Source organism: Gardnerella sp. DNF01199S, assembly GCF_049244155.1.
Lineage (GTDB): Bacteria > Actinomycetota > Actinomycetes > Actinomycetales > Bifidobacteriaceae > Bifidobacterium > Bifidobacterium piotii.
Genome location: NZ_CP058380.1, coordinates 1,179,499 through 1,203,902, shown reverse-complemented (window position 1 = coordinate 1,203,902; position 24,404 = coordinate 1,179,499). Strand labels below are relative to the sequence as shown.

Sequence of the window (24,404 nt, the reverse complement as noted above, 5' to 3'; positions counted from 1 at the left end):
AATTTCCGTGTTTTTTGATACAAACGCACTACAAGGTTCGCATATTCATCAATTGCTATATAGAGTCTAAATTCTTAGTCGTAGCTCTAAACTCGCGCGCCTTTTCCAAACTCGTTATAGTCTTCGCTAGAAGTATTGTCCTTTTTTCTGCTCATAAGTAGGCCTGCGCCACCAATCAAAAATAGGAAAGCGCTAACAGAGCCAGTGTAAATCGCAAAATATGGCACTAGAACGCTCAAAATCATGCCTAGAACGCCCAAAACAAACACGCTCCATAAAACTATAAGGGTAATGGAAACGTTCTTAAAATGGGGGTTTGGAGCAACAAAGTCATCTCCGTATTCGTCCATTGTTTTATCAACATCGAGCCAGCTTGATGTTGTGTTATCTCTTGGACCAGGTTTAGTGTTAAATGCTATGTTTCTTAATGGTTCTGCAGCTTGATTAATGCGTTTTCTAAAGATTTTTGCGCTTTTGGACTTTTCTAAATCATTAAAATCTTTTTTGTGCTCGCTAACGAATTGAGACCAGTCGTCGTTAAAGTTTTGACTAAACGAATCGTCACCATTGCTGTTTTCGTTATTATACAAACGGTTATGGGAGTTGGTATTCTTAGAAGAAGTCATGAATTATACTGTAGCAAGTCTGCTTGATAGTTTGAATGCTATTTTGTGAATCTTGCTAGAATGGGGATTAGCATGTTGTATTGGTTCTTTGTAAAGGGGTTTGGATTCATTGCTCGCTTAAGGATTCACCCTACTGCTCAAGGAGTCAATAATATTCCTAAAACAGGTGGAGCGATTATTGCAGCAAATCATCTTGCTGTTATTGACGACGCGCTTTTACCTCTTACATGCCCTCGAATGATTCATTTTATGGGAAAAGCTGAGTATTTTGAAGGCAAAGGATTAAAGGGGCGATTCAAAAAGTGGTGGTTTACGTCTGTTGGCGTGTTTCCAGTGGATCGTTCTGGCGGATCAAAATCGCTTGGCGCGTTGAATCACGCTAAAGAAATCCTAGAAAAAGGTCAGCTTTTTGGTATTCACATTGAAGGAACAAGAAGCCCAGATGGAAAGCTATATAAGGGTCATTCAGGCGCTGCAAGATTAGCTCTAGAAACAGGATGTCCGATTGTTCCAGTTGCGATTGTTGGCACTCGCGAACTTCAAAAACATGGCCAGATTATGCCTGCAAAGGGCAATACTAAGGCGATTTACGGAAAGCCAATCGAAGTTAGCAAGATGAGTCCAGAAGAAATTACGCACGATATTCTTCGAGATCTTACTAATAAAGTAACAAAAGCAATCCAACAAATGAGCGGTCAAGAGTACGTTGACGAATATGCGCAAACTGTTAAAAAGCGCATGCTAGAAGAGTCGCAAGCAAAAACAGATAATCGTTAAGTTAAATAGTTAAATAATCGTTAACGTTACTGTTGTTGGATTTCCGCTTTCGTCTAGAACTCTAACTTGAGACCCTGGAGCCGCGGATTGGAATCTAACAGTGTGCATAAGATCGCCCAAAGGCGCAGAAATATTAACTTTTAATCCAAGCGATTCAAGTATTCTTCTAGCTTCATTAGCGTTCTTATTGCGCACATCTGGCATTGTTATAGTCTTCGGTCCCTTAGAAACAACAACATCGAGTTTATCTCCCCAATGCATTTGCGTTCCCTTTTGCACAGACGCGCTAATAATCTTGCCTTTTCCTACTTTGTCATTAAACTCTTCGCTGTAGTTTGGAACTAATTTTGCTTCGTTAAATGCCTTATCTGCTTCTTCTTTTGTAAGATTAACAACGTCTGGCATAGAAACAGGCATTGGCCCTTTAGAAAGAATCACAGTAATATTTTTATTGTGATTCATTTGCATTCCAGGAGTTGGCGAAATCTCAACAACGCATCCTTTAGGAATTTCCAAAGAATAAATATCTTCGCTTGATTTATGCGTAATAGAAGTAAATCCTGCCTTTTTTAATGCTTTTATAGGATCTTTTCCAGCATTGGAAGTTGGATCTATAATGTCTTCTGGAATAGTTGACTTGCGTACGCCTTTTGAAACAACAATTTTAACGCGGCCATTATTTCGCTTAGAGATTTTGCTGCCACTAAAATCTGGATTAGTGAAAATAATGTTTCCTTCGGGTATGTTGTCGCTAAAGTCTTTAGAAACCGAATAAGGAATATTAGATATTTTAAGAGTGCGCTCGTAGTCTGCCCACGGAACGTTTGTTATTTTACATGCACTTTGTGATGCGCATTCTTGCGTGTTTGGTTTTGGTAAAGACCAATAGCTTCCAGGGCCTAAATAGTACCAGTACGCGCCAAATGCTACTGCGGCTGCTGCGATTGCTGCGCAACTTGCAGATATAATAATAATGTTTTTGCGCGTTTTTTTGCCATTGTCGTTTGCATTATTAGACTTATTTCTTTTAGCTTTTAATCGTTCACTAATAAATTGCGGTGCGCGCATTGTAACAGTGAGCATATTATTATCGTTAAAGTCTTCTAGAGGATTGCTACTTGTTGAAGACGAATAGTTTGAAGAACCTTCATTAAAATCGGAGTTTTTTGTAGATAATGCTTGAGTTGCGTCAATATCAGCTGTTTTATCTATGTCTGTAGTTTTATCCATATCTACAGTTTTATTTAGCTCTTTTGTGTTAGATATAGTATCATTCGACGAATCAGAATTACCCAAAGTATTGCTATTAAAAGTATTGCTATTAATGCTAGGCGGAAGCGGTATTTGGGATTTTAGATTAGAGTTTTTATCTTCAAGTTTGTTTGTTATTATCGAGCCTTCAAAAGATTGATTTTCTGCGTCTAAATCTACTTCAAACTTATATTGCCACTCTTCTTCGCTTAAGCCAGAGCACACTCTTCTTAAAATATTAAGCGCTTTAGAAGCATCACTTGGTCTTTTTTCCATTTCTCGAGCAGTAATCGAACTAAGAAAATCAGCAACCGAAGAATTGATATCTTTGCAAACAGTTTTTATAGAAGGGGTGTCTTCGTGAACATGCTTAAAAACAAGAGTTACTGAATTATCCGCGTTAAAAGGAACTCTGCCAGCTAACATCTCCCAAGCCATCATTCCTGCGGAATATAAATCTCCTTGAGGAGTTGCAAGATTCTTCTCAATCATTTCTGGAGCAAGGTATGCAGCCGTTCCAAGAAGAAGACCCGTAGAAGAAAGAGTTGCTTGAGAAATTGCACGCGCAAGTCCAAAATCGGTGATTTGCACGTTTCCGCGGTCGTTAATCAAAATATTTTCTGGCTTAATATCTCTGTGTACAACGCCAGCAAGGTGTGCGGATGCAAGACCATCTAAAGTCTGAGCCAGCACGCGCAAAGTATCTTTTACACTAAAAGTGCCGTATTTGTTCATCTCGTATCTAAGATTTACGCCATGAACATATTCCATAACTAAGTAGTCAAGTCCTTCAAATTCGCCAGTATCGTAAACTTGAACAATATGCGGATTTGCGATTGATGCTGCAGAAGTTGCTTCTCGGCGGAACCTTGCAATAAATTGTTCTCGGTGAAGACCTTGAGCAAGCTGAGTATGCATGATTTTAAGCGCAACAGGGCGATTAAGACGCTCATCTTGCGCTTTATAAACAGTAGCCATGCCACCTTCCGCTATCTTTTTAACTATGCGATAGCGATTTTCAATACACATTCCCAGTTGCGCTTGAACTTCACTCATATAGTAAATCCCTTATACGCGTATTAAAACACACTATTTAAAAGTGTACAGGTAATACAGTAAAGAATAGTCGCAATTTGCGCTTATTGCCATTCTTTAGGAATAAACATGCTAGAAATATTGTGCAAAATGACTTTACTATGATTGCTTAGCGAACTAGCGTCTATTTTTTCTTGCGATTCAACCCAAAGATTGTGAATGCGCTTTTTAGACTTACCTATAGCGCCACTTTTACTATAAATATCAATGATTCTTTTAACATCATCTTCGTTTCGGCTTTTAGAAGTGTATGCGTTTATTAAGAAGAGATTATCTTCGGGAGTGCAAAGTTCTAATGCGTCTGCTAGAAGAACAGCGCGTTTTCCTTCTCGAATATCTCCTCCGATTGGCTTACCTGTGTGAGCAGAATCCGAAACAATATCTAAAAGATCGTCTGCAAGTTGGAATGCGATTCCTAAAGGATCTCCAATTTGATTCGCTAAATTGATTGCGTAGTCTTTTTGCATTCCAGCAGCCAAAAATCCTAGAGCAAGAGGTGCAATAGTTGTGTAACTTGCAGTTTTCCACCTAAAAACGTTTATAGAAGATTCGGCAAGTTTTTGTGGATTATCCAGGCTCATCATTTCGATTGAAAGGTCTAGAATTTGGCCAATTCCAACGTTTTTTTGCATGTTTGTAAATTCGCATAAAACCTCATTAGGATTTTGCAAGTTTTCGCACGCTTTTCTGGTTATGTCGAAGCTTTGAGACGCTAAAATATCTCCGAGCATTAATCCAAGCCCAGTTCCAATATGACTATTGTTTGTGGCTTTAGATAGCGCACAATATGCGCTTGGTTTTCCTCGTCTTAAAGCGGATTCGTCGATTATGTCGTCGTGAACAAGAGCTGCTGTTTGAAATACTTCTAGAGCACAAGCAACGTCTAGCATTGCGTTTTTTGAGTTTTTGTAAGAATCGTCACTTTGCGTAGCTGAGTAGCTCTCTTTTGCTGCATCAAAAGCATATAATGCGAATAAAGCTCTAAGTCGTTTCCCGCCTTCGCTAGACAAAATGGCCTGGGAAACAACGTTTTTAAGTGTTTTATTGCAATTAGAAATAAGATTTTTGCAAGCTAAAGAATCAAATTGACTATAAATTAATTCGCCTATACGCGTATCGATGCATGACTTTTGCGAATCTAAACTCATATCTACGAGTTATCCACATGCCTTAGACATTGCAGAAGTGAGTATTTTCTAAGACTTTTCTAGGATTTTTCTAGGATTTATAGCCTTTAACCACATTGCTTAGTTTTTATTGCGCTATCGCTTTTGCAATGCAAAACTCTTATTTACAAAGTTAAAAGAAACAGCGAAATCAATACAGCAAGTATCGAGTAACGAATAACGAATAACGAATAACAAATAACAAATAACAAGCACAAACAAACAGGGGAGGAATTATGAAAACAATAAAAAACGAGTCTAAAGGCTGCGAAATCAGCGAGACACAATTTTTTGAAGACAAAGATCATGAATATTCAACTTTTAAAGAGATGACGAATATTTATGCTGCAAGTATGATTTGTAACAAATCCGAAGACTATTTTGCTGTGAGCTATGCTTCTGGAAAAACAATAGAAAAAGTGGATCTTAATCATCTTCCAAAAGAGTGTATAGCAGTTTTAGACATTCCTAAAGATTATGTTAACAATCATCATGATTACAACGATAATTGGATTGAAAATCTTAGATCTTTAGCTCCAGAATTTTTTGAAAAGTATATTGATTACATAAACAGAGGTTTAGATGTTAAATGTAAGCAAGAAGTATTCTCGGCTTTTGATATTTTTGTAAATCAATCAATACGCAACTGGAATAATATGATTTGCAAAAAAGAAGGAAACATTGTAGGTTACGACCTTATAATGCTGCCGATTGCAATGTTTGACAATATTAACGTTCGAGACACTTTGCTTGTGGCTTTACTGGACTCTAAAGAAGAGTACTACAATATCGACTCGTTGCTTACTCTAGCTTTAGAGCCTAGAACAAAAGAAATATCTAAAGATTTAAGACGTTTTCTAGAAGAAAAATTTAACGAAGATCACGAGCTTCCAGATATTTGTAAAGCGTTAGACGTTGTAAATCTACTAAAAGCTATGGCTTGTGTTGTAGATGGAATACCAGAATTAAAAGTGCAAGTTTACGCTCTAATGTGCTATATAAGTTGGTGGTTTAGGCTAGGTGATGTTGAAAAATATGTTGAAATGGCGTTAGATATAGACCCTGATTGTTCAATGGTTAGAATAGTAGATAACGCATATAGGAATCATGTAGAGCCAGCGTGGTGTAGAAAATTCGCCACGCCGCAAGAAGAAAGTAATAAGGAATCGTCCTTAGAAGATGATTAACTTCTTAATGAAAAGTTGCCCTTGCCATAACTATGCCTTTATGGTATAGTAGAGTGCCTTTAGGGTATAGCAAAATTAAATACCCTATTTTGGCGGATTACTTTGTGTTAGCGGGGAATCTACAGGAGGAAAAGTTTGGCGAGCGAAAATAAAGCAAGTGTCGATTCCAAGACGAGCAAAGAAGAACAACAAGACTTTAAGATTGATGAAGACGTTGATGCTCAAGACGTTGATGCTAATGTTGATGCGCCAATGGATCCAGACGAAGATCACATGGATTTAGAAGATTTTGATGACATTCACGATGATCTTGATGTAGACGACGTAGACAACTTGGACGATGTTGACGACATTAATAATCTAGACGATATCTCTGAAGACGAAGACGGCGAAGAAACGGACGAAAACAAGCCAGAAGCTCCGCAAGTTCCTCAAGCAAAAGGCGCTTTTATTGTTCGAGATGACGACGATGACGATAATCTTACGCCTTCTGGCAACCCAAAGCGTCGAGTAATCGCTACTGGAGCTACGGCAGATCCTGTTAAAGACTACTTAAAGCAGATTGGTCGCGTTAGCCTTCTTAACGCGGAGCAGGAAGTTGATTTGTCGGAGAGAATCGAAGCTGGTTTGTATGCTCAGCATTTGCTTGACACGCAAATCGACCAAATGGAGTTTAAGCGCAAGCGCGAGCTTAAGTGGGCTGCAGCAGATGGTAAGAAAGCTAAAGATCATCTTCTAGAAGCAAACTTGAGACTTGTTGTTTCGCTTGCTAAAAGGTACACAGGCAGGGGCATGCTTTTCCTTGATTTAATTCAGGAAGGTAATCTTGGTTTAATTCGTGCAGTAGAAAAGTTTGATTGGAAGAAGGGCTTTAAGTTCTCAACGTATGCAACTTGGTGGATTCGCCAGGCGATTACGCGTGCTATGGCAGATCAGGCTCGTACAATTCGAGTTCCAGTGCACATGGTGGAAGTTATTAATAAGCTTTCTAGAGTCCAGCGCCAAATGCTTCAAGACTTGGGTCGCGAGCCTACGCCAGACGAGCTTGCACGCGAGCTTGATATGCCTGTAGAAAAGGTGCAAGAAGTGCAAAAGTATGGTCGTGAGCCTATTTCTTTGCACACTCCTTTGGGTGAAGATGGCGATTCTGAGTTTGGTGATTTGATTGAAGATACCGATGCAATCGCACCTTCGGATGCAGTAGCATTCTCGCTTCTTCAAGAGCAGTTTAGGCAAGTTTTGGAAACTCTGGCTCCTAGAGAAGCTGGTGTTATTAAAATGCGCTACGGCTTGGAAGATGGCCAGCCTAAGACTTTGGACGATATTGGTCGCGTGTATGGCGTTACTCGCGAACGCATTCGTCAAATCGAGTCTAAAACAATGTCTAAGTTGCGTCATCCTTCTAGGTCGCAAACCTTGCGTGACTTCTTAGATCAGTGATTTTGTAACGTTATATTGCAAAAGTGTCGTGTTTCTACTTTAGTTAAGATGCGACACTTATTGCTTAATAGTTAGCTTATATAAGGGGTAGAAGTGGTCTCTAAAGAGCAAGAGCAATATGATGCCGATAGTTTGACCGTGCTAGAAGGCTTGGACGCTGTTCGCAAGCGCCCAGGCATGTATATTGGCACTACAGACAGTCAAGGCTTAATGCATTGCCTTTGGGAGATTATTGATAATGCGGTTGATGAGGCTTTAGCTGGTGCTTGCAATCATATTATTGTTACTCTTCACAACGATGGTTCTATTGAAGTTGCGGATAACGGCCGTGGTATTCCAGTAGACGTGGAGCCAAAAACAAAGCTTACAGGCGTTGAAGTTGTTTTAACTAAGCTTCACGCTGGAGCAAAGTTTGGTAACGCTTCATACAACGCTGCAGGCGGTTTGCATGGCGTTGGCTCTTCTGTTGTAAATGCGTTGAGCTTGCGATTAGACGTAGAAGTAGATAGAGACGGAAAAACGCATCATATGGCTTTCCATCAGGGGCATCCTGGTGTGTATAGCGATGCAGATCCAGCAAATCCGTCTCCTGCTTCTCCTTTTAAGCGCACGCGTAAGAACAAGCCTACTGAGCTTGAGATTATTGGCACGGTTTCGCCAAAAACTACTGGTACTCGAGTTCGATATTGGGCAGATCCCGAGATTTTTAATTCAACAGCTCGCTTTAGTTACGAGCAGTTGATTGACAGAGTTCGTCAAACCAGTTTTTTGGTTCCAGGATTGCGCATTACTGTTATTGATGAGCATGTTCCAGAAGGCGAATTTAGCGATATTCAAGAAGTTGATAGTAGTGCTGGCGATGACGCTAATGTGGCTGCTGGTGATTTAACAGATGATTTGACGTTTAAGGATGAATCGCAAGCAACCGAAGATAGTGAATATAATGAGATAAATCAAACTGAATCGGAGTCAGAAGAAGCTGAATCAGATGACGAATCGGAAGCTGAATCAGATAGCGAAATCGATGGCGAAATCGAAGAATCCACCGAGCAATCTGTTGCAAATAGTGAGTCTGCTAGAGAATTGCAAAATAATCATCATCCTAGAGTTGTTGAATTTTTGCACAATGGTGGAGTAAAAGATTTTGTTGACTTTCTTTCAAAAGGTCAAGCAATCTCCGATATTTGGCGAATTACAGGCCAAGACACTTACTTGGAAGAAACGCAAGCTGTTGATTCTGCTGGAGATTTGCATGCTCAACAAGTAACGCGTAAATGCGCTGTAGACATTGCAATGCGATGGGTAAACGGCTACGATTCAACGATTGTTAGCTTTGTGAACGTTGTTGAAACTCCTGGTGGAGGTATGCATGTTGACGGATTCTTGCAAGGATTAACTAAGCAAATCCGCAAGGCTGTTGAAGACAATGCTAGAAAGCTTAAAGTAAATCTTAAAGATTCAAACACTAAGATTGAGCGAGACGATATTCTAGCTGGAATGGTGGCTGTTGTAACAGTTCGCATAGCAGAACCTCAATTCCAGGGTCAAACTAAAGATGTTCTTGGAACTGCTCAAGTTAAGCCAATCGTTACAAAAATGACGGATGCTCAATTTGGCGAGATGATTAGCGGGTCTAAGCGAGGATTCAAAGAGCAGTCTGCTAGAGTTTTAGAGAAAATTGTTTCCGAGATGCATGCGCGTATTCAAGCGCGTAAAACTAAGGAAGTTACTCGCAGAAAGAATGCGCTTGAGTCTGCTTCTATGCCGCCGAAGCTTTCTGATTGCCAGCCTGGAAACGACGATGTTGCAGAACTTTTCATCGTTGAGGGCGATTCTGCGCTTGGTACTGCAAAAGCTGCTCGAAACTCTGCTTTCCAAGCACTTTTGCCAATTCGCGGTAAGATTTTGAACGTTCAAAAAGCAAGTCTTGCGCAAATGCTCTCTAACAAAGAGTGCGCTGCAATCATTCAAGTTGTTGGAGCAGGATCGGGTGCAAGTTTTGATATTTCGCAAGCGCGTTATAACAAGATTGTTATGATGACCGATGCTGATGTTGACGGCGCGCATATTCGTATTTTGCTGCTAACGCTGTTCTATCGTTATATGCGTCCGCTTATTGAGCACGGGCACGTTTATGCTGCTGTGCCTCCGCTTCACAGGATTGCGCTCGCTGGAAAGCACAAAGGCGAGTATATTTACACGTATTCCGACGATGAATTGGCTGGAAAGCTTGATGATTTGCAAGCTAAGGGCATTGATTTTAACAGCGATATTCAGCGCTACAAGGGCTTGGGTGAGATGGATGCAGATCAGCTTGCAGACACAACTATGGACCCTAGAACTCGCATGTTAAGAAGGATTCGTATGGAAGATGCTCAACAAGCAAGCGAAGTATTTGATTTGCTAATGGGCGATGACGTTCCTCCACGCAAGCAGTTTATTGTTGATAACGCGGACGACTTCGATCGCTCCAAAATCGATACCTGATTTTGTTTTACTTGCGCGTTAAGTTACTTAATATTTGTAATTTTCTTCGCATTGCATGATGTGTATGACAAATTTTGAATTGTAATTACATTATGACATTTAGTTAAGTTATAATGATTTTATGATATAATTGCGAATGCAGGTTTGCTTCAATAGTGGAAGTGAGTCTGGGATTTTGCATTTATTGATTTTCTTAGAATTTGTTTTATAAGAGGGAAAAATGAACAAGAAAACTGTGATTTTATTATCGACTACGATGATGAGTATTGCTACCGCTGCTTGCGCTTTTTGCGTTGCGCAGACTGCGAATGCTGCTGATACTTACGTGGATTCTGGCACTTCCACTGCAAAAGTTACTACCCCCCCCCCAATTGAAAATAGCTCTTCTCAAAAAACTGATACTTTTGATAAGAGTGTTATAAAGTCTTCTGATTCTTCTGAAAAAGGTAATGCAAAATCTGAAGAGAATGTGAAATCAAAGTCTGGTACAAATATTGATACGAAGTCTGATATAAAGACTGAATCCAAGCTTGAGATCAAGAGTAATGTAAAGTCTAGTATCAAGCTTTCTGCAAATACTAATGCAGATTCTGTTGCAAATACTGATACAGAGACTGAATCAAACATTGATTCAAAGTCTAAAGGTGAGGAAGCTCAAATTTCACCAACAATTTTTAATCAAGCGCTTTTTGCTAGTGGTAAGCCAGGTCCTAATCAAACTCCTAAACCTCAAACACAAACAACCGAGCTTAGAGTAAGTCTTTGCTGGGAAACCATGAGCAAAGATAATAACAATGCATTGATTAATGGTAATAGCGATTTTGGTCAACTGAATTTTGAGAGTTGGGATTTTGGTTCTACGCTAGGCTCAAGTAGACAAGATGTAAAGAAGGCGTTTGCTAATATTCAGTTTCAAATAAAAGATTTAACTGATACCAGTAAGGCGGTAGTGACGACTGCTGGCACCTATGATCCTGATACTGCTACTAGTGCAACGAAAAGTTTGGGTAGCTATGATTCAAGCCATACTTACGAGGTGTCAGTGGTAAATAGCACAATTCCAAGCCCGTATTACGTTACGTACAATAACGTTGAGGCTAATGAGTCCGCTGTATTTGAAGATGATGTATCGTATTTTACGTGGGAACCATCCAAAGCAAAGGATAAGCAATCCCACAATAAATATTTCCGTCTAAATGCCTTGGAAATTGTGTATGCTAAGGATGAGTCGGTAGCAGATAAGTGTTTCTCGTATGAGCAGCCAAAAAAGGATGACGGAAACTATCGATCTGATGGTAACTGGAAGTTTACTTACACCACGGACAATATATTTGAACGTCTTCGTGTAAAAGATAATGTTATTCAGTTCCCGACAACTAATCCTACAAAAGCAGGTTACAAGTTTGTTGGTTGGCAGTTCTATGTTGCTAAAAAGAAAAACGGCAAACCGTATACGTCGTATGACCGTATGTTTGATGACGATAAAAAGATAATAGATAACACAACTGTTGACTATGTACCATTTAACGAACAAACTACTACCTACCCATATTTATTTGCTGTGATTAGAGATAGCAAGGGTGTAAATACGTTTGGAAGTAAACTAGGTACACAATATTGCACTACAAACCACACATTCGTTGTGTTCCCAAAGTGGATAAAAGAAGCTGATCATACAGTTACTTTTATGAATGAGGGCAGTGAGTATGCGAAAGTAAAAGTGCAAGAAGGTAAATCTATTAATAGCGATGAGTGGACTGATCAGTCTATGCCTGCTGATCCTTCTAAAACGGGTTATACATTTAGAGGTTGGAGCACGGACGAAACCGGTAAAGATAAAACCAAGGAATTTAGTGCTGCCACACCAGTAACAGGCGATATGACAGTTTATGCTATTTATGATTTGAATGCGACTGTTATGAATGTTGCTCCAACGCTTACTTTGCAAGATAAAACGATTACTGAAGGCGATTCGATTGATTTGAATAGTCTTATAGTGTCTGCTAAAGATCCGGAAGATGGTGATATAACCAGTAAGGTAAAGCTAACCGATAACGGTGGTTTTGATAATACTAAAGTTGGCTCCTATAAGATTACGTTTAGTGTAACAGATAATGGTGGCGCTACTGCAACAGCATCTGCCACAGTAACTGTTACTAAGAAGCCAACGCCACCGACCCCACCAGAGCCAGAGTCAACACCGGTTCCTGTTCCTGAGCCTGAGCAGGAACTTGAGCCAGCGCCAGCTCCTGATCAGCCTGAGCAGCCGGAACAGCAAAAGCAGCCTGAAGCTAAGCATGCTGCTAAGCATTTGCCTGATACTGGTGTTGGTGTTGCACCATTGTTTGAGTCTTTGTTTGAGTCTTTGTTTGCTGGTTTTGGTTTGTCTATGTTCAAGTCTCGCCGCAAGCATTAAATGCGAAACTCGAATATAATCGCGTATAAGAATTAAGAATATTGGAATAAGGCTTCTGATTAATGTTTTATAGCATCAAGTTAGAAGCCTTATTCTATATGTAATTTTTGATGTAAACTGTATTAAAAGCTTGTTTTAAGAATTATTACTTTGTAGTCAGTGTTCTATTGTACTTTATCTTAAAAAGGAGGGTTTTATGGTTGATATTAAGCAGGAAGTCTTTGACAAGGATAAGCTTGATTTTGCAATATTTTGTATTGAAAATGTTGCTAAGAAGCTTAATCAAAACCCTCGCGATACGTATGATGCTTTGACTAAGAAGAGTAATATTCTTATGTCTTATATTGTTCCATCTTATGACGTTTTGCACACTCAAGGCAAAGAGTATATTACAAACGATATTATTTCCTTCATGCGCGAAAAAGGTGTAAAAGTATGATTGTTTATCACGGTTCTTTTATGCCTGTTGAATTTCCAGATGTATTGCATTCGCGTAAAGATGTTGATTTTGGCGCAGGATTCTACGTTACATCAATACGTAGCCAGGCTGATAATTGGGCGAAGAAATTTATTCGCAAAGGCAATGATGCGTTTGTTTCTTCTTATAATTTTGACGATGATGTGCTTAGTGAATTATCTGTTCTTAAGTTTGATTCATATTCTGAAGAATGGCTTAATTTTATACTTAGTGCTCGTGCTGGAAATGATACAAGTAGTTTTGAAGTGGTAATTGGCGGTGTGGCAAACGATAAGGTTTATAACACACTTGAATTGTTTTTTGATGATTTAATTACTAAGTCTGAAGCTTTAGGCAGACTAAAATATGAAAAGCCTAATAATCAAATATGTTTTAGAAGTCAGAAAGCTATTGATTTGTGTCTTACATACATAAAAAGCGAGTGTGTAAATAGTAAGTTTTTAGGGGAGTGATGGATTTTGATGGCGAATCCTATTTTGTTGCAAAAGAAGTATGCTAGGGTTGTAAGTCTTCTGGCTGAGCGTGCTGGGTTGAGTTATGAGCAGGCGCTTGACGTGTTTTACCATTCTGTTACTTACGATTTGATGCGTAATGGTATTTCGGATATGCATTGTATGAGCGACGGATATTTGGTTCAAGATTTGCTTGATGAGATGCACGAATCTAGTGAGAAAAACAATTTGTAAATGTTATAGTGCTGGCGTTTTTTAATCCTACCTAAATCCTAATGCAAAAACTTATAACTCGTTTGATGAATTGATATGTGAATATGATTAACCTTCTTCTTGCAATTATCTATTTAGCATTTATTAGCTTGGGTTTGCCAGATGCTCTTTTAGGATCTGCTTGGCCGACTATGAGCCACGATATTGGCGCGCAAATTTCTTGGGCTGGCGGAATATCAATGGTTATTTCTGCAGGAACTATTGTGTCTGCTCTATTGAGTGACAGAATAACTAAGCGATTTGGCGTAGGAAAAGTTACTTCTGTATCTGTTGCTTTAACTGCGTTGTCATTATTGGGTTTTTCTTTTGCGCCGAATTACCTTGTGCTTATTTTTCTGGCAATTCCGTACGGACTTGGTGCTGGAGGAGTAGACGCTGCTCTTAACAACTATGTTGCTTTGCACTACGAAAGCCGTCATATGAGCTGGCTTCACTGCATGTGGGGTATTGGAGCTTCAGCTGGGCCTTACGTTATGGGTTTTGCGCTTTCTTGCGGATTTGGATGGTCTGCAGGGTATCAATATATTGCTATTGTTCAAGTTATATTAACTGTAATATTGTTTGCAAGTTTGCCATTGTGGAATAATCGTAAATCGCATAAATTACTAAAACCTATTCAGATATCTAAAGAATATTCTAAAACGCTATCTTTTGCAGAAGTTTTGCGCATTCCTGGAGCTAAAAATATTTTTATAATGTTTTTCTGTTACTGCGCTATTGAACAAACTGCAGGATTATGGGCTAGTAGTTACATGGTTTTGTATGGGTCCGTTAACCACGTTGTTGCAGCGGGTTGGGCAAGTTTATTTTATGTTGGTATTACAGCAGGACGATTTATAAGCGGATTTTTGACAATGCGTTTTAATGATGAAACCATGATTCGTCTTGGGCAACTAGTGATGATTTTAGGCATTATTGTATTGTTATTGCCATTGCCAAATCATATAGCATTGGTTGCAGGATTTGTGATTATTGGTTTAGGTTGTGCGCCTATTTATCCATGCATTATTCATTCCACACCGCATTATTTTGGAGCTGATAAATCGCAAGCGATTGTTGGCGTGCAAATGGCTAGCGCATATATTGGATCAATGCTAATGCCTGCAATCTTTGGGTTTATTGGTCAAAACGTGTCTATGTCTTTGCTGCCAGCATATTTGATTATTTTGCTATCTGCAATGGCGTTTATGCATATGAAATTGATTCGGACTTGCAAAAGTTTAGTATGAAAATATTTTTGTGTGATTGTTTGCTGGTTTTGGTTTGTCTATGTTCAAGTCTAGCAGTTAAGCATTAAACGCAAAACTCGAATATAATCGCGTATAAGAATTAAGAATATTGGAATAAGGCTTCTGATTAATGTTTTATAGCATCAAGTTAGAAGCCTTATTCCATGTGTAATTTTTGATGTAAACTGTATTAAAAGCTTGTTTTAAGAATTATTACTTTGTAGTCAGTGTTCTATTGTACTTTATCTTAAAAAGGAGGGTTTTATAGTTGATAATAAGCAAGAAGTCTTTGACAAAGATAAGCTTGATTTTGCAATATTTTGTATTGAAAATGTTGCTAAGAAACTTAATCAAGACCCTCGCGATACGTATGATGCTTTGACTAAGAAGAGTAATATTCTTATGTCTTATATTGTTCCATCTTATGACGTTTTGCACACTCAAGGCAAAGAGTATATTACAAACGATATTATTTCATTCATGCGCGAAAAAGGTGTTGCAAACATTTAGGGGAGTGATGGATTTTGAGGGCGAATCCTATTTTGTTGCAAAAGAAGTATGCTAGGGTTGTAAATCTTCTGGCTGAGCGTGCTGGGTTGAGTTATGAGCAGGCGCTTGACGTGTTTTACCATTCTGTTACTTAAGATTTGATGCGTAATGGTATTTCGGATATGCATTGTATGAGCGACGGATATTTGGTTCAAGATCTGCTTGATGAGATGCATAATTCTAAAATGTGTGTTAATGCATGACCTTTGTAATAAATTAAACGATTGTGTGATATTGCTATGCTTGCATTCGTATTTCGACTATAAAGCGTACAATGTGTATACGTTTTTACATTATCTCGTTATCTATTTTTTAAGAGGATAAATGAATAAGAGAACTGGTCTTATTCTGTTGTTGAGCATCCTGTGTTGAATCCTGTTCATTCTTCGGATAAGCCGGTGGAGTATTCTGTTGAGCAGCGTTTTAAGACTGCTGATGCTGGTGAGGCTTATAATGTTAAGGCTCCTGCTAAGCATTTGCCTGATACCGGTGTTTCAGCAACTTCAACATTTGTGACTTCAATCATATCCCTTTTCGCTGGTTTTTCTAGTTTGCTTGCTGGAATAACTAAACGCAAAAATTAGTATTGCATTTATGAATGTTTTGAGCGAATGCTGATAATTTCCCTCTGATGTTTTATATATCAGGGGGAAATTCGTTGCTATCGTATTATCTGCTTTCAAGCAAATATTGTGTGCGTCTACTTATATTTAATGTTTATTTATTGTATAATCAAAAGTGTTTATAAGTTTTGTGGATTTAAGCTTTGCTTAATGGTTGTTTGTACAATTTATGTAATTTTATGAGTTTTTAGTAAAGAGGCGAAAATGAATAAAAAAACTGCAATTGTGTTGTCAACGACGATGATGAGTATTGCTACAGCTGCTTGCGCTTTTTGCATTGCTCAGGCTGCGAATGCTGCTGAAAATAATTCTGCAGCAGATGTGAAGCAGAATGTCACTAGTGTTGATTTTTCTAATGGGGGGGGAAGGTACTTTCCCTGTTGATTTAGCAAAGTCACAAAAATCTGTAAAATCACAAGAAAATGTGCAGAATGATATATCTGCAAAGTCGCGCGATTTGGCGCAGTCACATGCTTCTAAACAGTCACAAGAAATTATTAGAAAACAGAAGTCTGATTCTGAAGGTCATGAATCTAACTTTGATAATGCTGATTCTTCTAGCGGTGAAACTAGGTTGACATCTTCCTCTGACTATAGTGGTTCTACTGTCGATAACAAAGCTGATAAAAGAAATGATCCTACTGATGCGGGTAAACCAAAAAACGATGAAGTAAGTACACAAAAATCAGTTAAAGCAACAAAAGATGATAGGGCGTCAGCGGATTCTACAAATAATGGCGAGAAGGATAGCGAAGTTAAGCCTGATAAAGATGGCATATACGATTTTAGTAACGACAAGAATGTAACCAATCCGTTCCCGAATGTTATTACGCAAGCTGAAGTCAATGAGTTTCAGAAGAAAACAAAATCTGTTAGCCCTTTACCTTTTATTCAAAAGAATTTTTATACGTCTTATGGAAAGAACTTTTCTGTAAAGAATGGTCAAGCATTTGGTGATACTAAAAGTATTGATGAAATCATCAACACGTATAGCGGCAGGCTTGGAAGAATTGATATTTTTATATTTGTCCCACGTGTTGATAAAGAAGGTGTATATACAGGTGATGGTCAATTTTATCCATACAATTCATCTCGCGAATTAAAAAACTCAGATGGATCAGTAAATTTTGATCGTGATAAAGCTCCTGACGAAAAACTTTCATACAAGCTTGAGGTAAATGGGAGGCTTATTGGATCCAATATAGCTGATAAAACCAATATCAAATTTCAAATGAGAAAGAATCAAACGTTTATTCATGTTGTTATGGAGGGGAGTGCTGATAATGAAGCTATTTTTGGTTATGAAGGGCTTAATCATGAACAATCCTCTGGAGCTCCTGGATATTTCGCGTTTGTTCCAGAATGTGGTGCGCAATTCCATTTTGTAGACGATTTAAAGTACAGAAAAACAATGAATCTTTCAGCTTCTGATAATATTCCTCAGCGTAGTGCTAGTGAAACTGATAAGTTCTCTACTAAACCGTTTATCAAGTTGGATTTATCTGATTTGTCTGACGCGAAAAATATTTCCGAAGTTAGGTTTGGTAATAATCAGGTTGTAAGAAATATGTATACGCCTCTTCTAAGCTACGAAGGCGATCCCAAGAAAGATTCTATTAAGCGCCCAACTATGGAAGAGCTTAAAAACGCTAACATCTCTGGTTATCTTTATTACAGTAACGATATTGATACTCCTAATGGAGGCAAATTTACCAAGGATAATACTGAAAATTTTGGCAACTACGATTACGGTATCGCGCGCGATAAGGATGATAACCAGTTAACAGTCAAGCATTATTATGTGACTTTTAGACCGATTCCTACTCAGCTTGTTGTGCGATACAAAAATTTGCAAAACAAGATTGAGAATGGTAAGCAATTTGCACTTTACGTTGGCAATAAGCAAATTGTGGGTGATTTCAAGTCAGCTGAGTCTAGCGCAGCTCCAGAGTTAAACGCATTACAATCAATGATAACAAATAAAAATACGGCTTTGCTTAGTGAAGCTGCTGGTTATCTTTCCAATGGTTTTGCTTATTTGTCTCCTGGAAACTACATCGTAAAGTCTGCTGCTGAAGCGCCTACAAACTATGAGTGGGTTGTTGAGACAGAAAATTCAGCAGATATTAATAGCGCTCCAATTGATGCGAAATTTAATATTGCGGTTCATAAGGATAACTCAAGTTCTACTCAAAAAGTTGTTACTTTTGTGTTGAGAAGAAAGATTGCTACTGTAACATTTTTCGACGGCGATGACAGTAAGCCGTATGCGACTGTGGCAGTTCAAAAGGGTAGCTCAATTAATGGTGACGAACTGAAAAATCAGTCGATGCCTAAAGATCCTACAAAGCCTGGTTTTACTTTTAACGGTTGGTTTACTGAGAAAGATGGTAAAGGTACTAAGTTCACTGGAAATACTACTGTGCGTGGCAATATTTCTGTGCATAGTTCGTATATATCTAATCCGCCAGCTCCGGAGCCTGAACAAGAACCGGAGCCAAATCCAGTTCCAGTTCCTGAATTGCCAATCCCTGTTTCTCCAGATCCGATTCTGCCGCCTGCTGAAGCAGAGCCGGAACCTGCGCCAGCGCCAGCTCCTTCGCAGCCAACGCCAGAACCTAAGCACGCTGCTAAGCATTTGCCTGAAACTGGCTCAACCGCAACCACGATTCTCGCTTCCGCAATTGCCTCGCTGTTCTCTGGGCTTGTGGTATTGGCAGCAGACTTAAGGCATCTTCACGAAAATTAAAAACAGTTAATTATTTATGTTGATGCAATTTAAGTTATTGAGTAGTATTACTATGTAAAATTACTTAGTAATACTACTTAGTAATTATATCGTTTGTAAATCGATGGTTTTATTGTTTGAGTTATTAATTGGGGAGGAATATTAAATGCCTAATCAAGATACTGTTACATGCTCATTTGTTATGGATCGCAATATTTACAACCAGTATAAGCATGTAGTTAAATTACGCGGAGATAGTGTAAAAAACAATTTAGTTAAATATATGCAATCGGTTATTAAATATGATATTCCTAATGCAGATACTATTGAAGCTATTCAGGAAGTAAAACAGCTTAAGGCTAATACTAATAAAAAAACTTACGGTTCATTTGCTGAACTTTTGCAAGATATTGACAATGATTGACTGTAGTGATAATCACGAGAATGTCTATGAGCGTTTATAATAAGAAATATCGTATTGCGCAGTCGCGCATGTTTAAAAAAGATTTGAAGCTGGCTATTAAACGTGGATATAACATTAGTTTGCTTGAAGAAGTTGTTGATATTCTTGCGTCGGGTGTGAGTCTTCCTGGAAAATATAAGGATCATAAACTAACTGGTAATTATGATGGTTGCCGAGAATGTCATATAACTCCTGATTGGCTGCTTGTTTACGAAATAGCAGATGATGAACTTATATTATATTTGACTCGCACTGGCACTCATTCTGATCTGTTTGGTAAGTAATAATTATTACGATTATTGTTAGTTTAGTTACATTTTGTTGCTATTGAAAGTGTAAGTTGTAGAATATGTGAAGATTCAAACTAATACTGTTAAGCACATGTATTATATTAATCGCTAATAATTTTAGAAGAGTTGGTTTTGCAAGAGGAAAAAATGAGTAAGAGAACTAATATAATTTTGACTAGCGCTATGATGGGTATTGCTACTGCTGCGTGTGCTTTTTGCGTAGCGCAAAGTGCTAATGCTGTTGAAACTTCAACTGCTTCTGGTGTTAATACGTCTGTAAATTCTTCTGCCGTAGATTCTAAAACATCCAATGGGGTGAGGGGAGCTTTAGATAGCACTTCCGTAAAACCTTCTGAAAGTATTAACTCTTCAAATTCTAACGAAACTGAAAAAACTAACGAAACTACAAAATCTGCTAAATCTGCTAAAACTTCTGAATCTGTAACTGATACTGAAAATTTTGAAACTAATAAGATTACGCAAACTCTTATAGATGTAAGCAATACTAATCTTCCAACAAATAATCATGAAGATAGAAGCGTAACTGCATCTGAAGAATCCAGAGCAGCATCAACTGATTCAACTGCTGCAAATGATGAATCTTTAACTTGGACGAAGGACGACTTTAATATTTCTGCCGATGGTAAAACTGTTGGTGGCAGGAAAGATGTTTATCATCCTGAAACGAATCAAACAGTAAATGAATATGTGGATGGACTTAGCGCCAAAGGCAAGGAAAAGCTTAAGAAAAATCATCACATAGTTATTCCTGAAGGTATTGAAGTTATTCATGAATGTGCTTTTACTGGAAGTGCAAAGCAGGTTGGGAATAAGCATGAGCACATTGATGGCGAAACTTATATTGAGGGTGTAACTCTTCCGCAGTCTCTTAAAATCATAGAATACGGTGCGTTCGGTTGGAATAAGATTAAAGGAACCGTTGTTATTCCAAAAAATGTCGTTTCAGTAAGCAATGCAGCTTTTATAGCTAATGAAATTGAAAAAGTTGTGTTTGAAGGTGTGCTTGATGACAAAGGCAAAGAGCACGCTACAGATACTACTCCGTATTATCTTGCTGGAGTTGGTAGTGTTGCTTTCCAGGGTAATAAAATTTCTGAAATTGTCGTAAAAGGTAATTTGGGACAATATAAGTTTCGCTCAGGGGAAAATGATTCACCGTTTGACAATCAAAATCCTGGACCTTTTACTATTGAAGTTGGACAGGAATACAAAACTCCCATCAAAATTACGCAAGAAAGCGCTGGTCATACAATCAGTGTTATGGAGGGTTTTGAGGAGAATGGAAATCCTGTAACGATTGACCGCTCGCCATATTTTAAGAAAAACTCTGATGGCAAATATGTAGCAGTGAAGACTGGCACCCTTGAAGGTCAGTGTATATTTTATGATTTTGTTAATAATACGCCTAGGATGATTGGTAGATCGCGTTTTACATACAACATTGTTCCTAAAGCTACGATTTACACAGTTACTTTTGTAAATGGCACTAATTCTAACTATGCTTCTGTGCAAGTTAAGGAAGGCAAAAGCATAAGTGAAAACAGTGTTGCAGGTCAGTTGATGCCATCGGCACCATCTAAAGAAGGTTATGCTTTTGTAGAGTGGAATGCCGACTCTACAGGTAATGATAAAAGCAAAATATTTACTGATCAAACTCCAGTAAAAAGTGACATGACGGTTTATGCTATTTATACACCTAAGCCAGCTCCTGCTCCGATTCCAACGCCTGTGCCAACGCCAACGCCAGATATGACGCCAGAGACAGATGAAGAGCAAACTCCAGCTCCAGATTCTACGCCTATTATAGATTCTGTTCCTTCGCATGGGCAAGAATATACAAAGAATCAAGATTATTCGTTTGATGTAAAGAAACAAGATGAAGCGCCATCGAAAATGCAGATTCACGCTAATTCTGCTAAGCATTTGCCTGAAACTGGCTCTTCAGTGGCTATGGCCATGAATTCTTTGTTTGCATCTGTGTTTGCAGGAATTTTCGTACTTGTAGGAGCTAGAAAATCACTTCGTAGCTATTCCAAGCATGCTCGCAAAAACTAGTTACGAAAATTGCAACTTTAGCATACATCGAAACAATTGCATAAATGGTGTAATTACACAACGTAACTAACCAATATGCGCAATAGGGGAGACTAGCTCGGTTCCCGAAGCATCCCTTCGCATATCTGGCTTAGGTAGCTCTACATTTGCTCCACGTTGTGTAGTCGCGTAAAGCGGATAGTTTCCAACGTATGCATGCAAAAGTGTATTTTGCCCCTTAAGGAATCGCTGCGATCGCACGCCTCCCGTGCCGCGACCCTTTGTAGGGTACATTTCTAGCGGTGTAATCTTTGCTGCTCCGTTTTCTGTTCCAGCAAGCGCGTCGCTGTCTCCAGCAAGAGTGAACACTACGCTTCCAGAAGCAGAAAATAGTCCGTTTTGCCCTTCTTCGTAGTTCCACTCAACGTCATTTTTAGAAACTACAGCAAAAGCAGAAACAACGCATCCTTCGTTAAGCCTAATTCCTGCCATTCCAGCAGAGCTTCGCCCTTGTGCGCGCACTTGCTTTGCGTCGAATGTAAGTAGGGAAGAGTCGCTGCTTATAAACACAATCCTGTCTTCGTCTTTTGCAAGAGCTGCTCCGATTACTGAATCATTATCTTTTAAGTCAATAATGCTCCAGGAATCCATTGTTGTTGGCGATTCAAAATTCCATCGTTTTACAACGCCATTCTTTGTTCCGATTGCAAGAGGAGTTTTAGAATCATCGCTTAGTGCAATAGCAGCTACGACTTTTTCTCCTCTAATCGGGTCTGTGCTTTGAGTAGAAGTTAGCAATTCGTTTGCGTTAACGCCATTAGAAATCGATTCTAAAACGTCTTCGTTACCTTGATTTAAGTGTGGTAAATCTGCAACATGCGCTATTACTAATCGCCCTGCGGATGTTATTAAAGCGTAGTTTGCGCGCGTTGTTGTTTCAAACACGCTTAAGCATGGAGTATCAAAAACATTTGAAGAATGTGATTTCCATCTATTAAATGTTTCAACGCTTGTTCTTGCTATAAGCCCAGATGTGCTCAAAGCTACAGCGCATGGATCGTCGCTTAATTGCAAAGCTATTGCAGACGCATCGCTGCTTCCAGACTTTTTGGCAGCCAGTGCAGCTGCTGCTACATCTGCTTGAGTGCTTGTAATCTTATTCGCTGCAATAACTGCGTCCATTGCTAAATCATTGTTTGCAACTTTAGTGTTTTTAGTGCAAACAGGCGTAAAACTGCCGTCTTCTTGCTCGTCTAAAAGAATCGTTCTGCGAGGAGTATCCCACTGTTTTACAGCGTAATCCATCTCTGCAATCACAACTTTGTCTAACTGATTTGCAGAGCTCAGAATCTCGTTAAGCTCATCTATTTTTTGCAATAAGTCGTTTTTTTCGCCTTCTAGCTCGATTCGACTCATTTTTGTAAGTCTTCTAAGCCTTAAGTCAAGAATGTATTGCGCTTGAATCTCGTCTAAATCAAATACGCTAATAAGCTTTGATTTAGCGGTTTCTGCATCTTCGGAAGACCTAATTACTTGAATTACTTCGTCAATGTCTAGCATTGCAAGAAGCAAGCCTTCTACAAGATGCAATCTTTCTTTGGCTTTGTTTAGTCTAAATTCGCTGCGCCTTCTAATAACGGTTCTTCTGTGCGAAATCCACACGTCTAGAAGCTCTCGAAGTCCCATTGTGTGAGGTCTTCCATCAACTAGTGCAACGTTGTTAATTGTAAAGCTTTCTTGCAGCGGAGTGTGCTTAAAAAGTTGCGCAAGAACAGCGTTTGGGTCGAATCCTGTTTTTATTTCGATTACGATTCGCGTTCCATTGTGCCTATCTGTTAAGTCGATTGCTCCAGATATTCCGTCTAGTTTGCGCGCTTTTATACCTTGAGATATGCGTTCGAGCACGCGCTCTGGGCCAACCATAAATGGCAATTCTGTAACAATAATCGCTTTTTTGCGTGCTGTAACGTTTTCAATATGCGTTTTTGATCTAGTTGTAAAAGCGCCTCTTCCAGTTTCGTATGCTTCGCGGATTCCGCTGCGCCCAATAATTATGCCGCCGCCCGGCCAGTCTGGTCCTGGAACTATTTGCATTAAATCGTCTAGAGTTGCATTTGGGTGCTTCATAACGTATTTCGCTGCAGCTACAACTTCTCCAAGATTGTGAGTAGCCATGTTTGTAGCCATTCCAACTGCGATTCCAGAAGCTCCGTTTACAAGCAAGTTTGGTATAGCAGCAGGCAAAACCGTTGGCTCTTTTAGCTTATTGTCGTAGTTTGGCGCAAAGTCAACAGTATCTTCGTTTATGTCTGCATTCATTCCAAGCGCTGCTGGAGCTAGTCGTGCTTCTGTGTACCTGGATGCTGCAGGGCCGTCGTCTAAGGAACCAAAGTTTCCATGACCGTCAACCAATGGGAGTCTAAGAGAAAACGGCTGAGCCAAGCGCACCATTGCTTCGTAAATCGCGGAATCTCCATGCGGATGCAGCTTTCCCATAACTTCGCCCACAACGCGAGCAGACTTCATATAAGCGTGCTCTGGCGTAAGATTCATGTTTCCCATTTGGTACACGATTCTGCGCTGTACGGGCTTCATTCCGTCTCTTGCGTCTGGCAATGCGCGTGCGTAAATCACAGAGTATGCGTATTCCAGAAAAGATTTGCTCATCTCTTCGTTAAGCGGCGTTTCAACAATATTCTCTTTAACCTTTCTAGGGTCGAAGGCTGCTTTTGTCGACTTGCTGCGTGAAGGCATAATTTTGAACTCCTTGAAGTGACTTACAAGCCTTTATAATACCAATTTATATGCACAAATGTTTA

19 protein-coding genes and 2 pseudogenes are annotated in these 24,404 nt (G+C 39.1%); 17 read left to right on the top strand and 4 right to left on the bottom strand.

Translation table 11 applies throughout. The features are described from left to right. Window positions 1–86 precede the first annotated feature (86 nt). On the bottom strand, window positions 87–626 hold the full coding sequence (locus HXT45_RS04800) for a hypothetical protein (RefSeq protein WP_115761616.1): 540 nt from the start codon (window positions 624–626) through the stop codon (window positions 87–89). Window positions 627–698: 72 nt separating this feature from the next. Between HXT45_RS04800 and HXT45_RS04795 the strand changes: the two genes are divergently transcribed. Next, window positions 699–1,403, top strand: coding sequence for a lysophospholipid acyltransferase family protein (locus HXT45_RS04795; protein WP_004574600.1), 705 nt, complete (start codon window positions 699–701; stop codon window positions 1,401–1,403). A gap of 9 nt (window positions 1,404–1,412) precedes the next feature. Here HXT45_RS04795 and HXT45_RS04790 read toward each other — a convergent pair whose 3' ends face one another. Both HXT45_RS04790 and HXT45_RS04785 read right to left on the bottom strand, forming a co-directional pair. Then, entirely contained in the window at window positions 1,413–3,710 is a 2,298-nt protein-coding gene (locus HXT45_RS04790) for a protein kinase domain-containing protein (protein ID WP_004574599.1), read from the bottom strand. Between the two features lie 83 nt (window positions 3,711–3,793). Beyond that, complete coding sequence (locus HXT45_RS04785) at window positions 3,794–4,897, bottom strand: polyprenyl synthetase family protein (RefSeq protein WP_421781455.1); 1,104 nt, start codon at window positions 4,895–4,897, stop codon at window positions 3,794–3,796. Between the two features lie 254 nt (window positions 4,898–5,151). On the opposite strand from HXT45_RS04785, the gene HXT45_RS04780 reads away from it, so the two are divergent. The 16 genes and pseudogenes from HXT45_RS04780 (at window position 5,152) to HXT45_RS04705 (ending at window position 21,606) form a co-directional block, all read left to right on the top strand. Then, window positions 5,152–6,102, top strand: coding sequence for a hypothetical protein (locus tag HXT45_RS04780; protein ID WP_421781453.1), 951 nt, complete (start codon window positions 5,152–5,154; stop codon window positions 6,100–6,102). A 135-nt stretch (window positions 6,103–6,237) separates the two neighbouring features. Then, complete coding sequence (locus HXT45_RS04775) at window positions 6,238–7,542, top strand: RNA polymerase sigma factor (protein ID WP_016635588.1); 1,305 nt, start codon at window positions 6,238–6,240, stop codon at window positions 7,540–7,542. Between the two features lie 93 nt (window positions 7,543–7,635). Continuing rightward, a complete protein-coding gene (locus tag HXT45_RS04770; RefSeq protein WP_421781451.1) occupies window positions 7,636–10,029 on the top strand; it encodes a DNA gyrase/topoisomerase IV subunit B in 2,394 nt (797 codons plus the stop codon). Between the two features lie 220 nt (window positions 10,030–10,249). Beyond that, window positions 10,250–12,445: an InlB B-repeat-containing protein gene (locus HXT45_RS04765; protein WP_421781449.1), complete on the top strand. Its 2,196-nt coding sequence runs from the start codon at window positions 10,250–10,252 to the stop codon at window positions 12,443–12,445. 196 nt (window positions 12,446–12,641) lie between these two features. Further along, entirely contained in the window at window positions 12,642–12,884 is a 243-nt protein-coding gene (locus HXT45_RS04760) for a DUF3791 domain-containing protein (RefSeq protein WP_115761622.1), read from the top strand. After that, the gene (locus HXT45_RS04755; protein ID WP_115761623.1) at window positions 12,881–13,375 is read left to right on the top strand and encodes a DUF3990 domain-containing protein; all 495 of its coding nucleotides are present in this window, start codon (window positions 12,881–12,883) and stop codon (window positions 13,373–13,375) included. Before HXT45_RS04760 ends, HXT45_RS04755 begins: the two co-directional genes overlap by 4 nt. Window positions 13,376–13,384: 9 nt before the next feature. Continuing rightward, the gene (locus HXT45_RS04750; RefSeq protein ID WP_004132107.1) at window positions 13,385–13,609 is read left to right on the top strand and encodes a DUF3791 domain-containing protein; all 225 of its coding nucleotides are present in this window, start codon (window positions 13,385–13,387) and stop codon (window positions 13,607–13,609) included. 83 nt (window positions 13,610–13,692) lie between these two features. Continuing rightward, on the top strand, window positions 13,693–14,877 hold the full coding sequence (locus HXT45_RS04745) for an MFS transporter (RefSeq protein WP_115761624.1): 1,185 nt from the start codon (window positions 13,693–13,695) through the stop codon (window positions 14,875–14,877). A gap of 264 nt (window positions 14,878–15,141) precedes the next feature. Continuing rightward, the gene (locus HXT45_RS04740) at window positions 15,142–15,387 is read left to right on the top strand and encodes a DUF3791 domain-containing protein (protein ID WP_421782313.1); all 246 of its coding nucleotides are present in this window, start codon (window positions 15,142–15,144) and stop codon (window positions 15,385–15,387) included. A 14-nt stretch (window positions 15,388–15,401) separates the two neighbouring features. Further along, window positions 15,402–15,629 (top strand): annotated as a pseudogene (locus tag HXT45_RS04735) (DUF3791 domain-containing protein). A 129-nt stretch (window positions 15,630–15,758) separates the two neighbouring features. Beyond that, window positions 15,759–16,010: pseudogene (locus HXT45_RS04730) on the top strand (LPXTG cell wall anchor domain-containing protein); the annotation flags it as partial. A gap of 243 nt (window positions 16,011–16,253) precedes the next feature. Beyond that, window positions 16,254–16,433 (top strand): primosome assembly protein PriA, encoded by a 180-nt coding sequence (locus HXT45_RS04725; protein ID WP_421781446.1) that lies wholly within the window; start codon window positions 16,254–16,256, stop codon window positions 16,431–16,433. A gap of 40 nt (window positions 16,434–16,473) precedes the next feature. Next, a complete protein-coding gene (locus HXT45_RS04720) occupies window positions 16,474–18,798 on the top strand; it encodes an InlB B-repeat-containing protein (protein WP_421782311.1) in 2,325 nt (774 codons plus the stop codon). 145 nt (window positions 18,799–18,943) lie between these two features. Continuing rightward, a complete protein-coding gene (locus HXT45_RS04715) occupies window positions 18,944–19,201 on the top strand; it encodes a hypothetical protein (RefSeq protein WP_018622968.1) in 258 nt (85 codons plus the stop codon). A gap of 26 nt (window positions 19,202–19,227) precedes the next feature. Next, window positions 19,228–19,524, top strand: coding sequence for a type II toxin-antitoxin system YafQ family toxin (locus HXT45_RS04710; RefSeq protein ID WP_421781444.1), 297 nt, complete (start codon window positions 19,228–19,230; stop codon window positions 19,522–19,524). A gap of 153 nt (window positions 19,525–19,677) precedes the next feature. Further along, window positions 19,678–21,606 (top strand): InlB B-repeat-containing protein, encoded by a 1,929-nt coding sequence (locus HXT45_RS04705; RefSeq protein WP_004132122.1) that lies wholly within the window; start codon window positions 19,678–19,680, stop codon window positions 21,604–21,606. Window positions 21,607–21,672: 66 nt separating this feature from the next. Here HXT45_RS04705 and HXT45_RS04700 read toward each other — a convergent pair whose 3' ends face one another. Then, window positions 21,673–24,339 carry a DNA gyrase/topoisomerase IV subunit A gene (locus tag HXT45_RS04700; RefSeq protein WP_004132123.1) on the bottom strand — a complete coding sequence of 889 codons (2,667 nt, stop codon included), beginning with the start codon at window positions 24,337–24,339 and terminating at the stop codon, window positions 21,673–21,675. Window positions 24,340–24,404 lie beyond the last annotated feature (65 nt).